The organism is Enterococcus sp. MMGLQ5-1 (assembly GCF_013155265.1).
Classification (GTDB): Bacteria; Bacillota; Bacilli; order Lactobacillales; family Streptococcaceae; genus MMGLQ5-1.
On the sequence record NZ_JABJXU010000005.1, the window covers coordinates 135,714 to 150,378 of the forward strand.

The 14,665-nt window shown below is 37.1% G+C and carries 13 protein-coding genes; 6 read left to right on the top strand and 7 right to left on the bottom strand.

Features of this window, described 5'->3' with window-relative positions; translation table 11 throughout:
* Nucleotides 1-36 precede the first annotated feature (36 nt).
* The 5 genes from HOY35_RS07055 (at nucleotide 37) to HOY35_RS07075 (ending at nucleotide 6,416) form a co-directional block, all read left to right on the top strand.
* Nucleotides 37-1,266, top strand: coding sequence for a M20 family metallo-hydrolase (locus HOY35_RS07055; protein WP_172211550.1), 1,230 nt, complete (start codon nucleotides 37-39; stop codon nucleotides 1,264-1,266).
* Between the two features lie 25 nt (nucleotides 1,267-1,291).
* A complete protein-coding gene (locus HOY35_RS07060) occupies nucleotides 1,292-2,512 on the top strand; it encodes an alanine--glyoxylate aminotransferase family protein (protein ID WP_172211548.1) in 1,221 nt (406 codons plus the stop codon).
* 2 nt (nucleotides 2,513-2,514) lie between these two features.
* Entirely contained in the window at nucleotides 2,515-3,732 is a 1,218-nt protein-coding gene (locus tag HOY35_RS07065; RefSeq protein WP_172211546.1) for an MFS transporter, read from the top strand.
* Between the two features lie 133 nt (nucleotides 3,733-3,865).
* Nucleotides 3,866-5,134: a dicarboxylate/amino acid:cation symporter gene (locus HOY35_RS07070; RefSeq protein ID WP_172211544.1), complete on the top strand. Its 1,269-nt coding sequence runs from the start codon at nucleotides 3,866-3,868 to the stop codon at nucleotides 5,132-5,134.
* A gap of 127 nt (nucleotides 5,135-5,261) precedes the next feature.
* Nucleotides 5,262-6,416, top strand: coding sequence for an amidase family protein (locus tag HOY35_RS07075; RefSeq protein ID WP_172211542.1), 1,155 nt, complete (start codon nucleotides 5,262-5,264; stop codon nucleotides 6,414-6,416).
* A 59-nt stretch (nucleotides 6,417-6,475) separates the two neighbouring features.
* On the opposite strand, the gene HOY35_RS07080 is transcribed toward HOY35_RS07075, so the two are convergent.
* The 5 genes from HOY35_RS07080 to HOY35_RS07100 all read right to left on the bottom strand — a co-directional run bounded on the left by HOY35_RS07080 (nucleotide 6,476) and on the right by HOY35_RS07100 (nucleotide 10,475).
* Complete coding sequence (locus HOY35_RS07080; RefSeq protein WP_172211540.1) at nucleotides 6,476-6,685, bottom strand: heavy-metal-associated domain-containing protein; 210 nt, start codon at nucleotides 6,683-6,685, stop codon at nucleotides 6,476-6,478.
* A gap of 9 nt (nucleotides 6,686-6,694) precedes the next feature.
* Nucleotides 6,695-8,890 (bottom strand): cation-translocating P-type ATPase, encoded by a 2,196-nt coding sequence (locus HOY35_RS07085; RefSeq protein ID WP_172211538.1) that lies wholly within the window; start codon nucleotides 8,888-8,890, stop codon nucleotides 6,695-6,697.
* Between the two features lie 220 nt (nucleotides 8,891-9,110).
* On the bottom strand, nucleotides 9,111-9,476 hold the full coding sequence (locus HOY35_RS07090; RefSeq protein WP_172211536.1) for a hypothetical protein: 366 nt from the start codon (nucleotides 9,474-9,476) through the stop codon (nucleotides 9,111-9,113).
* Entirely contained in the window at nucleotides 9,469-9,867 is a 399-nt protein-coding gene (locus tag HOY35_RS07095) for a CvfD/Ygs/GSP13 family RNA-binding post-transcriptional regulator (protein WP_172211534.1), read from the bottom strand. Before HOY35_RS07095 ends, HOY35_RS07090 begins: the two co-directional genes overlap by 8 nt.
* 20 nt (nucleotides 9,868-9,887) lie before the next feature.
* Nucleotides 9,888-10,475 carry a peptidylprolyl isomerase gene (locus HOY35_RS07100; protein ID WP_172211532.1) on the bottom strand — a complete coding sequence of 196 codons (588 nt, stop codon included), beginning with the start codon at nucleotides 10,473-10,475 and terminating at the stop codon, nucleotides 9,888-9,890.
* A gap of 289 nt (nucleotides 10,476-10,764) precedes the next feature.
* Here HOY35_RS07100 and HOY35_RS07105 point away from each other — a divergent pair, with 289 nt between their 5' ends.
* Nucleotides 10,765-12,135 (top strand): MFS transporter, encoded by a 1,371-nt coding sequence (locus HOY35_RS07105; RefSeq protein WP_172211530.1) that lies wholly within the window; start codon nucleotides 10,765-10,767, stop codon nucleotides 12,133-12,135.
* Nucleotides 12,136-12,202: 67 nt separating this feature from the next.
* Here HOY35_RS07105 and HOY35_RS07110 read toward each other — a convergent pair whose 3' ends face one another.
* Both HOY35_RS07110 and HOY35_RS07115 read right to left on the bottom strand, forming a co-directional pair.
* Nucleotides 12,203-12,949 carry a DeoR/GlpR family DNA-binding transcription regulator gene (locus tag HOY35_RS07110; protein WP_172211528.1) on the bottom strand — a complete coding sequence of 249 codons (747 nt, stop codon included), beginning with the start codon at nucleotides 12,947-12,949 and terminating at the stop codon, nucleotides 12,203-12,205.
* A 12-nt stretch (nucleotides 12,950-12,961) separates the two neighbouring features.
* Entirely contained in the window at nucleotides 12,962-14,638 is a 1,677-nt protein-coding gene (locus HOY35_RS07115) for an alpha-glucosidase (protein WP_172211526.1), read from the bottom strand.
* Nucleotides 14,639-14,665 lie beyond the last annotated feature (27 nt).

A 14,665-nucleotide genomic window follows, 5' to 3' on the forward strand; every position in this document is an offset into this window, starting at 1 on the left:
TGAAAATAGGACAAATTAAGCAAGGAGAACATTAAGATGAAAACAGTTAATCTAACAATCAATCAATTACTTGATCAAATTGCACAATTCACCAGTCAAGAAACAAAGGGCGTGACACGATTACTTTACGATGAGCATTGGATTGAAGCACAAAAATTTCTACTCGAGCTTGGACAAATGATTGGGTTAGATAGCGGCTTCGATCAGGTCGGAAATGTAATCCTAACAAAATATGGCATCGAAAATGATAAAAGTGTCATTACAATCGGTAGCCATATTGATTCTGTAGTTAACGCTGGAAAGTACGATGGCATTTACGGTGTTGCCGCAGCAATCATCGCCATTAAAGAGCTACTGGCGGAATACGGTGCACCTAAAAAAACAATTCAAGTCATATCATTCTGCGAAGAGGAGGGGAGTCGATTCCCTTTTACCTTCACCGGATCAAAAAATTTAATTAATCAGTTACCTGATGATATTTATCAATTAGTTGACAAAACAGGAGAATCCTTCGAAAAGGCACAAGCCAAGGCAATTCATGCTCTTAAGAGTAGGTTTCCTCTAGTTAAAGCCTTACTGCCAACAGCTTATGCTGAGATTCACATTGAACAAGGACCAGTTTTAGAGCGATTAAACAAGGAAATCGGTATTGTGACGGCAATAGTTGCCCAAAAACGCTTCACCGTTACCATCACCGGAAAAAGCAATCATGCTGGCACAACGCCGATGTGGTTACGCATTGATCCACTTAAACAAGCAGTAAAAATGATTAATCAGCTTGAAGTCATCGCATTAGAGATTGGCGAGCCATTTGTTTTTACAGTTGGCGAAATGTCAATTTCACCAAATGCCAGTAATGTCATTCCAGAAGAGGCGATATTCTCAATTGATATCCGACACACCGATGAGAAGGAGCTCCAATTTTTCGAAGAATTAATCTACAAATTTGCTAAAAAACAAGAACTAGAACTAGATGGTTTGGAAATTGAAATCAATAAATGGACTGATGTTTGCGTTGAAAGGATGAATGAAACCTATATCGAAGCGCTCCAAGCGATTTGTTTAGAGAAGCAATTATCCTTTAATCTCATGCCGAGCGGTGCTGGTCATGACACCCAGATTGTTAATCGAATCGCACCAACAGCGCTGTTATTTGTACCAAGTATTGACGGTATTTCACATTCCCCAAAGGAATTTACTACAGCCGAAAACTTAGAAAAGGGCAAAACAGTGTTTAAGCAATTTATTTATGATTTAGCCTATTGAAGCTATTATTTCGCAGGAGGAAATTATGAAAGAATTATCAATTAATAAAAGATTAATAATGACACCGGGACCTACCGCAATCGATCCCAGAATTAGCAAAGCAATGTCTTCAAGTATACTCGGACAGTTTGATCCAGACTTTACACAAATAATGAATGAAACAATGACATTAATCCGTCAAGCGTTTCAAACAAACAATCATTGGGCTTTCCCAATCGACGGCACAAGCCGAGCAGGCTTAGAGGCGATTATCACAAGTATCATTCAACCTGACGATATCGTTCTTGTACCAATATTCGGACGCTTTGGTCATCTTTTTGTTGAGCTATGCGAACGAGCGGGCGCTAAAGTGCATACAATCCAAACAGAATGGGGAACCGTTTTTGAGCAACAAACAATTATCACTGAAATCGAAAAAATCCAGCCTAAAATAGTCGCAATTGTTCATGGCGAAACCTCTACAGGTAGAATGCAGCCACTTGATAAAATCGGGGTAGCAGTTAGAAAAAACCACGGCTATTTGGTAGTCGATGCCGTTGCCACATTTATGGGCGCTGAGTTTAAGACAGATGAGTGGTTAGTAGATGCAGTGGTTGGTGGGGCACAAAAATGTCTTTCAATTCCTTCTGGCATTACACCAATTACCTTCAATGAACGTTTTGCTACAGCAGTCAATCAAAGGAAACGAGTTGAGGCAGGAGTCAGAACAGACAGTGATATAAATAGTAAGCAATATATAAGAAGCAACTATTTTGATTTAGCACAATTAATGGATTATTGGAGTGATCGCCGTCTTAACCACCATACTGAAGCAACAGTCATGCTCTATGCATTGCGCGAAGGCTTAAGAATTGCACTTGCAGAAGGACTATCACAAAGATTTGAGCGCCACCTCAAGCATCAAACTGCGATTAAAAACTCACTCAGCCAAATGGGCTTTACCATCTTTGGCGACGCTAAAAACGAAATGCCAAATATGACTTGCATCGAGATCCCTTCAGGCGTCGATGGCGAAGCGATCAGAGCATTTCTATTAAAAAATTATGGCATTGAAATCGCCTCAAGCTTTGGACCAATGCACGGAAAAATTTGGCGTATTGGAAGCATGGGCTATGTCGCTAATCAAAGTGATATTTTAACTTTCCTAGCTTGCTTTGCCGCTGTGATTAATCACTTTAAAATAGAAAGCCTAGATACGCAAAAAGGGCTAAATTATGCCTTTTCATACTATTTGAATGCGGATTAATTATGAAAATAAATAATAGAAACTATTCATGGACTTGGCTCGTAGGTACAGCCTTCTTTGGTTGGATATTACTGTATAGTAATCGTTCAATCTTGAATCCTGTGATGGATATTGTCCAAAAGCAATATTCGCTTAATAATACAAAATTAGGCTTATTAACAAGTGTCTATTTTTTGACCTATACGCTCGCTCAGATACCATCTGGACTGCTTGCAGATCGATTAGGTTCAAAAAAAATACTTAATATTTGCTTTCTAGCATTTGCCTTAGTCAACTTACTCACTGGATTAAATCAAAATATTATCTTATTTATTGCCCTACAGGGCCTTGCTGGACTATTTGCCGGATTATACTATGGGCCACAATACAGCCTTACCTATCGTTTATTACCTGAAAACAAACGAACATTAGCAAATGCAATTATTAATTCAGGCATGGCTTTCGGACTATCATTAGGCTATTTATTATCAACACAGCTGGTTTTGATTCAAAAATTATCATGGCATTCACCCTATCTCGTATTAGTCATACCTTCACTTATTATTTTTATAATGTTCAAAAAAATTATACCAAGTGATGATAAGCTACCCAATAACAATCAAAATAGAGAGTCTCTTAGTAAAATGAGTGCGCTTTTTAAAAATAAAAAATTAATGGCTAGCTTTATCTTAAACTTTGCTTCAATTTACGCCTATTTCGTCATCATTACTTGGCTACCAAAATTTTTAATCACTGAAAGAAACGTGCCGGCTAGTCAAGTTGGCTGGATTTCTAGCTTTGTGCCATGGGCAGCTTTACCAAGCATGCTTTTAATCGCTCACATTAGCGACAAATACAAATCAATTAATTTTTACTTAAAAATATTAATACCAATCTCAGCTGCGTCGATTTTATTTGTGGCAAGTGCAAAATCGCTGGAGCTCATTTCAATAGGATTACTCATCTATGGTTTTTTTGGCAAGCTTGCTTTGGATCCACTTTTAATTGCATACGTTGGTAAAAATGCACCAGACAAGCAGCTTACTACTGCTTTAAGCTGTTTAAACTTTTTTGGCATGTCTGCAAGTGTATTAGCCCCTTTATTAACAGGTATCCTAGCTGATCACTTTGGTACTATGAAAATTGGTTTCTGGTTTGCAGCCATCTTATTAATGTTTGGATTAATTCGATTTATTTATCCATTCACTTTTTATACCAAATTAAAATTCAAGCGAAGTTAACAATAAAAACCATGTCATCTTTAATTGTGCAAAATAAACAATAGAATAGATATGATTATGCACAAAAGCTGATTAATCAATCAGCGAAGGTTGCTATAATAAACTCACATCAATTAAGTAAGGAGTGAGCAAAGTGAAAAAAATATTGCAATCTACAACAATTCAAATTGTTATTGCAACAATTTCAGGTATTATATTTGGTTCAATTGTTGGTGAATGGGCGTCTAATTTAAAATTTATTGGCGATATTTTCATTAGACTAATTCAAATGTCAGTTGTGATCCTCGTAATGACTTCAATTATTTCAGCAATCGGTGATATGGGAAAAGAAAAGAAGGAAAGTCAACTCGGCATAAAAATGGGCTTAAACACCTTTAAGTGGATTTTACTCTTTACTGGAATTTCAGCAGCAATCGGCTATTTCTTTTCAGTAATTGTCGAACCTGGAAGAGGCATGCAAGCCGCTGAAGCATATAAAGTCGAAACAGAAACCGGCGCTTTAGGTATTCAAGAAACCCTAGTTAATTTCGTATCTACAAATATTTTTCAAGCAATGGCAAATGGAGAAATGATACCTATTATCGTTTTTTCAATCCTCTTTGGAATCGGACTTAATCAAACAATCAAAAAGACTAACACAACACTTATTCTAGATATTATCAAAAGCGTCAATTCAATTACCCTAAATATCATTCAAACAGTAATGAAAATCGCACCAATCGGTATCTTTTGCTTACTGGCAAATGTTTCTGGTACCATCGGCTTTAAAATTATGATTCCAATGTTCAAATATCTTGGTATTCTTTTTGTCGGCGTAATATTAATGATGCTCATAATGACAATTATCGTTTCAATTCGCTGTAAACTCAATCCATTTTTGCTACCTCAAAAATTTTTGCAAATGTCAATTATCGCTTTAACGACAACTAGTTCAGCAATCACATTTCCGACCGCTTTAAAAGATTGCATTGAAAAATTTGGCGTTAAACGAGATGTGGCAAATTTCACGATGAGCATTGGTATGACAATGGGAAGCTCAGGTGCAGCAATGTGCTATGTAGTGATGATTATGTTTCTTCAGCAAAGTGCAGGAATTGAATTACCATTATTAAAATTACTAACTGGAATTGGCTTAGCAATCCTCCTGACACTAGGTACAATCACTGTTCCTGGCGGCTCAGCTGTCGTTGCAACCTTCCTAGCCACATCAGTGGGTTTACCGGTGGAAGCAATTGCTTTATTAATCGGAGTCGATTGGTTTGCTGGCATGTTCAGGACCTTTCTTAATGTAAACAACGATGTTTTTGTCTCACTCCTAGTTGCAAACAGTGTCGATGCCCTTGATAGAGAAGTCTATCATGCACAAAAAAGTACAAGCCTTTCAAATGTCCTTGAAAATTAGTCATTAATGGACTCAATCACAAATGCGAACTTCTCAATCAAAATACAAATTAAATTTCAGCAGTTGATATTTCTTCTGCTGAATTTGTCATATAATGACAGACAAATATAATTAAGGATGTGAGCTTATGACAACGCCGTATATTGAACCAAATTTTGAAATTGAACCCTTGAAAAAGGGTAGGCTAAACGGGCTAAGCTTTGCCGCTAAGGATCTTTTTGAAATCAAAGGGCACACTGCTTCCTTAGGTAATCCGCGATGGCGCGCTACCCATCAACCCAGTGCTGCAACATCATCAATTATCGAAAAGCTATTAAATGAAGGCGCAAGATTAAAGGGTCTCACAATCACCGATGAATTTATGTGGAGTATTAAAGGAGATAACGTTCATTTTGGCGCACCACTTAACACAAAGGTACCTGATTCATTTATCGGCGGCTCCTCTAGTGGCTCGGCTTCTGCAGTAGCCTGTGGCGATGTAGACTTTGCCTTAGGCACAGATACTGGTGGCAGTATTCGTGTACCAGCAAGCTATAGCGGACTATTCGGTATTCGACCAACACAGCGTGATTTATCAAGTAGCGGTGTTTTTCCACTGGCTCAAAGCTTTGATACCGTTGGCTTCTTTACGAGGGAAATTTCAACAATGTCTCAAGTCAGCTCTGTTTTTTTTCAAGATAGTGTTGAATTACCCCAAAAATTCTGCCTTATCCAAGACGCATTTGATACCGTCAAGCAACCTTTAAACGAACAAATAATTAATTACTTTTCGGAAATTTTTTCGGCTTCGTTTCAATACATTACACTGCCTGAGCAATTTAAAGTTGAAAATTTACTGAATACTTACAAGCTTATTCAAAGTATTGAAGCATACCAAAATTATGGTGAATGGTACCAAAAAAACAAAGAAAAAGCGCATTTAGGAAAAGATATTGAAAGTCGATTTGAATGGGCGAGCCAGCTAACAAAAGATGAAGCATATCAGAATGCACTTGATCTTAAAAAAAACTTTACAATCTATCTTGAAACACTCGTTCATCAATCCTTACTAATCTTGCCAAGTGCAACGAGCTTTGCACCCAAAAAATCCTCCAGCTTTGATACCGTTGAAGCAATTCGCTCAAAAACAATGGCTATTACAAGCATCGCTGGACTTGCTGGTCTACCACAGCTCAGCATACCTGTAACTACAACCAAAAAACCAATTGGTTTATCAATTATCGGTCCTAAAAATAGCGAAAAAAGCTTAATTCAATTTGCAAATACACTGCTTAACCAATAAAAATACAGTCTGAAGATTAGTAATTTCACTAACCTTCAGACTGTATCTATTTAAAATAATTACTTCACGACATCAAAACCACGCTCTTCAATCACGTCTTCAATCGCCGAAACTGTTTGTACAGCTTCATCAAAGTCGACTTTAGCATATTTTCCTTCAAGTGAAACCTCGATCTGTTTAATCCCCTTTAACTCCTTAATGCCTGTTTCAATATTATTTTTACAACCATCACAGCTCATACCTTCAATTTTAATATTCACTTGACTCATATTTTCCTCCTAATTATTATCCTGCTTTGATATATTTTTTTCGACAATAAATTTTAAACGTAAACTATTTAGAACAACTGAAATGGAGCTAAAGGCCATCGCTGCACCTGCAATCCAAGGAGCGAGTAAGCCACTGGCCGCAATTGGAATACCAATTAAATTATAAATCAATGCCCAAAATAGATTTTCACGAATTGTTCTCATTGTCTGCTTAGAGATTTGTACAGCATCTACTACTTTCGTAGTCTCACCGCTAACTAAGGTCACATCCGCCGATTCGATTGCGACATCACTACCTGTACCCATCGCAATACCAACATCGCTCGTTACTAGCGCAGGTGCATCGTTGATACCATCACCGACCATCGCAACACTTTGACTAGCCTGTAGCTGCTTGATTTGATTTGCCTTCTCATCAGGTAAAACTTCAGCAATCACATCTGTGATGCCAATTTCTTGGGCAATCGCTTCAGCGGTTGCTTGATTGTCACCCGAAAGCATCACAACCTTCTTACCTAGTTTAATAAGCTGCCTTACTGCTAACCGACTCTCTGATTTGATTATGTCTTGGATGGCAAAGATAGCCACATTCTTTCGGTTAATCGCCGCAAAAACAAGTGTACTGCCCCTAGCTTCATGATCTAAAAAATCTGAGGATAATTGCAAATCAACTCCGGCCTTTAACATCAAGCTTCGATTACCAATTAAAATTTCCTGGGTGCCTAGTCGTGCTGAAATACCCGAACCGGGCAATGCTTCAAATTGTGTTATATCAACTAAAGCTAGCTGTTTTTGCTTGCCATAGCGCAGCATCGCCTTTGATAGCGGGTGCTCTGAGTTAACTTCCGCAGAAATAATTAACGGCAAATCATTTTGATCCTCACAAGTTACTGCGACTACTTCCGGCTGCCCTGTTGTTAGCGTACCTGTCTTATCAAAAACAATCGTATTTACTTTTTCTAAATTTTCTAAATACTGCCCACCCTTAAATAAGATACCATGCTTTGCAGAAGCACCACTACCAACCATAATCGCTGTTGGTGTCGCCAAGCCTAAAGCACATGGACAAGCGATAACCAATACGGAAACCGCACCATTAATCGCCTGATAAAAATCTCCACTGATTAATAGCCATGCGAAAAAGGTTATTACAGAAATTACAACGACTGCCGGTACGAATATTGACGATATTTTATCCGCAACTCGCTGAATTGGAACCTTATCACCTTGAGCATTCTCAATAATTTTAATAATTTGAGAGAGCGTTGTTTCCTGACCAACTCGAGTAACCTTAACTACAATTGAGCCATTTTGATTAACTGACCCGGCAATAACAGAATCATTAGACTGCTTATCAACCGGAAGAGATTCACCAGTCAAAAGTGATTCATCAACAGAGGTCGTACCCTTGATAATTTTACCATCTACTGGTATTTTTTGCCCCGGAACTACCTTGACTAAATCGCCTACTTTAATTGATTGAATCGGAATCGTTTTTTCAATACCCTCTACTATAATCACTGCCTCGCTTGGTTGTAGCTGAAGCAGGCTAGTAATCGCTGCCGTCGTTTGCTGCTTTGCTCTCTTCTCTAGATACTTACCTAGTAGCACAAAGGTTATCAAAACTGCACTTGTTTCAAAATAAAGGACTGGATGATGCAAATGTCCAAATTGATAGCGAAACGTATTCACTACACTTAATCCATAGGCAACTGAGGTGCCAAGGACAACTAATACATCCATATTTGCAATGCCACCACGTACAGCACGATATGCTGATACATAAAAGGGAGCACCAATAATAAACTGAACAATTGTTGCTGGTACGATTTGAAACCAAGGATTCATGAGAATACCAAGTGACATCCCCTTTGTAAACGGCAGATGCTCAATCATTGATAGAAGCAGTGGTATTGATAAAAGCAGTGCTGCAATTAAACGAATTTTATATAACTGGAACTCTTTCCTTGCAATTGCCGCCTGATCAACTTTTTCTTTAACTGGAATATAGCCAATCTTCTTTATTTTATTGTAAATATCTGCTTCACTTAATTCAGCTGAGTTGAAGGTAATCCTACCAGATTCTGTCGCCAGATTAATAACCGCTGAATAGATATTTGAGTCTTTATTTAAAGTTCTTTCAATTCTCTGCGCGCAAGCAGCACAGGTCATGCCTTCAATTCCTAAATTAATTGTCTTAGACAATCATCTCACCTCCATTTGCTTAAAATATCATTTACTATGCAATTTTACCTCATTAATCTACATTTGTAAACTACTTAATTTTAAAAATAGCACCTAATTGGTGCTATTACCATTGAACATTAAATTATTATCGAATTAATTTTACAGCTAATAGAATTGAAACACTAATCGGTAACCAAGAAAAAACTATTATATATAAATTAATCAAATTAAATTAACTCTAAAATATCGGTACGCCTGAAATTTCATAATTTTCAAAAATACCGCCAATTTCTTTGGCTGAATACCAATTGATTTCATTATGATTATTTTTGATTAGATTTAAATCACTGGTCTCAAAGACATAAAACGGCATCCTTTCTTTGTGATTGAGCTCCAAGCTATTCAGCTCGACTAATAAAAGATGATTGACGTCTATATCAAGCACATCATTAAAATAGGTTAGTAAACTACCTAAAGCCGTTTTCTCTTTGGCCTGCTGGACCTTAGGAAAAATCAGCTTGCCATCTTCATTCATTACAAAAAATTCTTTTCTGCCATCTGAATGATTCAAAATAATCGTACCGCAAATATTTTTACTAATCATGAGTAGAAGATCCTTTTTCTGTTTCTGCCAAGCGATTCAAATAGACTAAATCCTCTTTAATCCATTCGGGCATTGCACGATTCAAGCTCGCAAAACCAATATGGCGATTTTTATTTGTAAAGTAACGTTTCCATGTCTTAGGTTGAATTTTAGCTGGATGATTCAGCGTACGAATTGACAGACTAATTTTACCTGAGTATGCATCTATATCAATTATCTGGACAGTTACCTGCTGATTAATTGAAAATAGCTCATCAATGGCTTTCACAAAGCCTGCCTTGATTTCTGATACATGAATCAAACCTTGTGTATGATTATCGATTTGAACAAAAACGCCATAGGGCTGAATGCCTGTGATCGTTCCTGTAACGATATCTCCAATTTTAACCATTAAATCACCTCATAACTTACTCAGTCTTCGATAATGACTTGATTGATAACAACATCAGAGGCTGGTTTATCTTGAAAGCCAACTTCTACGTCTGCAATTTTATCGAGCACGTCATAACTCGCTTGATCAATTAAATGACCAAAAACCGTATGACGAAAATCAAGCCAAGGTGTACCACCCTTATCATATGCCTCAACAATTTCACTGGGAAAGCCTGCACCTTCTAGCTGAGATTTTAATCCTGGTTCTACAGAACTTTTTTGCACGATAAAAAATTGTGAGCCATTCGTATTTGGACCAGCGTTGGCCATCGATAAAGCACCACGAAGATTGAAAACATTCCTAGAAAATTCATCTTCAAATTTTTCACCAAAAATACTTTCACCACCCATACCAGTACCGGTTGGATCTCCACCTTGAATCATAAAATCCTTAATAATACGGTGAAAAATAACACCATCATAGTAACCTTTTTTGGCTAATTCAACAAAATTTTGAACTGTTTTTGGCGCTTCCTCAGGGAAGAGCTGAATTTTTAAATCTCCTAAATTGGTTTTAATAGTTGCCTTCGGGCCTTTAGCCGTTTCTAAGTCTAATTGTGGGTACATAAATCCTCCTATAATTTTTCTTATATGATAAGTGTATGCTTTTTTAACAAATTTGGCTAGTTAATTTAGCGTGAATGCGTTTTCAGTAATCAAATTGTCATACTCTAACCTTTTTAATAAATTTAATTTGATTTTTTATCCTATAATATGTTAATTTATATTTTAGTGATGTGGCATCAATCGTACAGATAGCATATTAACATATGCCGAAATAGAGGCGATTTCTAGAAATAGAAATCCCTCTTTTTTGTTTATTACCGCATCAAATATCAATTTAAAGGGTGATTACGTGCAAAAAACAAAGGAAATCAAATTAGGATTAGCTGTTCTGGCAAGTGGCATTATGTCATTTTGTGGTGTATTAATTGAAACTGCAATGACTGTCACCTTTCCCACACTGATGAAAGAATTCAATGTTTCAACCGCTAGCATCCAATGGATTACAACTATTTATCTACTTGTAATTGCGATAACTGTACCTTTATCAAGTTATTTATTAAAAAAAATATCACTACAATCTTTATTTTTATTCGCAAATATAATGTTTTTTCTGGGACTAATGACAGATTTTACTGCTAAAAGCTTTGGACTATTACTCTTAGGCAGATGCTTTCAAGGCTTAGCAACAGGGATTGCATTGCCCTTAATGTTTCATATCATTTTAACGTATGCACCAATTAACAAAAGAGGTACGATGATTGGACTAGGCGTTCTAATCACTTCTGTAGCCCCTGCCATTGGCCCAACTTATGGAGGGATTCTTGCAACCACGTATTCTTGGCATTATATTTTTCTTTTATTAATACCAATAATTGTTTTTTCATTACTGATTGGCTTAATCGCTATTCCAAGACAAAAAGTTCTTAGTAAAGCTAAGCTTGATTGGGCAAGCATGCTAGGCATTATCTTGATGTTCAGCGGTGCTCTTTGTTTTTTAAGCAATATTGAACAATTAATCAGCCTAATTTACTTTTTAGTCGCAGGTCTTGGCTTTCTCATTTTCTACAAAGCTTCAAAAAGTAATGAAGCACCCTTAATTCAGCTTTCTTTATTCACAAACAAAAAATTTAGATTTTTTTTACTTGGTTTTCTAATCTGCCAAACGATGCTACTCGGCATCTCATTTATTGTTCCAAATTATATTCAAATTGTACTTGGGGGGACAGCCTTTGAGTCGGGACTAGTGATGATTCCCGGAGCAGTTGTCGGAGCCCTATTAGCACCGCTTTCTGGTCGCTTGCTAGATAATTTTGGTGCTAAACGCCCAATATTGATTGGTATTGCAGTCACAATTATAGGCTGGGGTGGACTATGCTTGACATTGGGGAAAATCGGTTCAATAGGCATTATCATTGGTCATGTCTTTTATATGATTGGCATCGGCTTATGCTATAGTAACCTTATGACTGTAGGGATGAATCAGCTTTCTAAAGCGTATCAAAATGATGGTAATGCAATTTTCAATACATTACAGCAGTTCTCAGGGGCCGTTTCAACAGCACTGGTCGCCGTCATTATCAATTTAGTTCAAAACAACGGTTCACATGGTATTAAAGCAGCGACGACTTTGGGCTCTCAAATTGCAATGTTAATTATTTTAGCGCTAATGTGCTTTGTTTTTATTGGCTGCTGGCGCATATTTACCAGTAAAGCTGATTAAAATTCAATTCATTAAAAAAGCCTTTGAAATTGTCAAAAAATTTCAAAGGCTTTTATGCTTAATATTCTTAAACGATCACAAGCGTTGCTTTTCGATGATAGGCTTTGCTCTCCTCTGCCTCTAAATCCGTTGAAATAATTGTTGCTTCATCCAACGGCGCCACATGCGCAAAGGTAATTCTATTAAATTTAGACTCGTCTGCCAATACATAGGATTTAATTGCCTGTTGTATGATAATACGCTTGAGCAATGCTTCCTCAGGATCAGGTGTCGAAAAGCCAAAATCTAAATGGATGCCATTCATTCCTAAAAAGGCACGATTAAAGAAAAATTCACTAATTTGCTTGTTTGCAACAGCACCAATAATTGCATCCGTTGCTTGCTTTAATTCGCCTCCTATCATATAAACAGGAATTTGATATTGATAACAAGTTTGCGCATGAACTGGTGAATTAGTAACTGCTTTAATTTTCTTCCCCGCCAAATAAGGAATCATTTCCCCGATTGTTGTAGAGGAGTCCAAAAAAATCAAATCACCATCCTTCACAATGCTTGCAGCATGCTGACCAATTTTATTTTTTTCTTCCTTGTGCGTTAAGAATTTCTGCTCGACTGATAATGAAAAATCATAAAGATCAACACCCCGAGCACCACCATGAATACGAACAATTTTACCAGCCTCTTCCAATACCGTTAGGTCCCGACGAATTGTCGACTCACTTGCCTTGAAAGTTGACATCAAATCCTGAGTCTTAACAATTTCCTCCTGCTCTAATTTATCCAAAATTAACTTTCTTCTTTGCTCTGTATTCATAATGCTACACCTCTATATTTCGATTATAAACGCCTCATAAGGCCTAATTAAATCCATCACTCGATAACGATCTGAGTAGTTAGAAATAATAACCTTTTCCTGAGTAATATTTGACAACTCAAGCAACTCATTTAATTCTATCATTTCTTCTGATAGATTTGCTAGTACAATCCATCTTCTATCGTTTTCTTGGCGTAAATAAGTAAACAATCGTTGATCTTCTGGCAATAGTAACTGATAGCTCCCTACTCTAAGCATTGTATCTTGTTTACGTAGCTGAATTAATTGCTGATAATAAGCAAATATTGATTGCTCTGATTTTAAATCCTGTTCAACATTAATATCCGTATAATTTGGGTTAACCTTGAACCAAGACTTACCTGTGGTGAAGCCGGCATTTTCTCCAGAATTCCACTGCATTGGCGTTCTAGCATTATCACGCGAAATTTTATGCACGGCGTCCAAAAACTCGGTCTCGGTTAATGTTTTTTGTTGTTCAACAAAATGTTGATAATTCCCACGTAATTCAATGTCTTCGTATTCATCTAATTCAAATTTCGGGTTAGTCATACCAATTTCTTCACCTTGATAAATATAGGGTGTTCCTTGCAATCCATGTAAAATCGTTGCAAAGGCTGTTGCACATTCATAACGATAATTAGAGTCATTCCCCCAGCGACTAATCACTCTAGCACGATCATGATTTTCAAAATAGAGCGCATTCCAGCCATTATCTCTTAATTCGTTTTGCCAATTTGACATAATCTGCTTCAAAGCAACTAAATCAGGCTTTTGTAATGCCCAACGACCGTTAATATCGCCAGCCTTGCGGTCAATATGCATATGCTCAAACGTAAAAATCATATCTAATTCTTGACGCTTAGGACTAACCAGCTCCCACGCGTTCCAGCTTTTTGCTGCTGGACTTTCACCAACACTCATCATATCTAACGGGGTTAAAATTTCTTGATTCATTTCATGAATAAATTCATGCATTCTCGGACCATTCTGCTGATTAGCAGTTGTTAAATCACGTTCATTATCTGGGAAGTCTTGATCCTTAGAAATCGAAGTGACAACATCCATTCGCCAGCCATCAACCCCCTTTTGTTTCCAAAAGCGCATCATATCATATATATACTGACGAACATTTGGATTTTCCCAATTCAAATCCGGCTGCTCGGCTGCGTAATAATGCAAATAGTATTGCTTTCGACTTTCATCCCAGGTCCATGCGCTGCCACCGAAGCTAGAGCCCCAATTATTTGGTTTAGAGCCATCAGCCTTGCCATCTTTCCAAATATAAAAATCACTAAAGAAATTATCTTTACTCTTTCTACTTTCCTGAAACCAGCTACATTGATCAGAAGTATGATTAGCCACAAAGTCCATAATGATTTTAATCCCACGTTGATGTGCTTGCTCAATCAATCGATACATATCCTCATTAGTTCCAAACATCGGATCAATTTGTCGATAATCCGTGATATCATAGCCGTTATCAATCTGTGGTGATAAATAGACTGGGCTTAACCAAAGCGCATCAACACCCAATGCTTCAAGATATGATAATTTTTCAATAATACCATTAATATCTCCTACCCCAGATCCAGTTGTATCATTATAGCTCTTAGGATAAATTTGGTAAATTACCGCATCTTTCCACCATTCACTTCGTTTTGTATGCATTCTAACTCCTTTATTTCTTTTACTCAT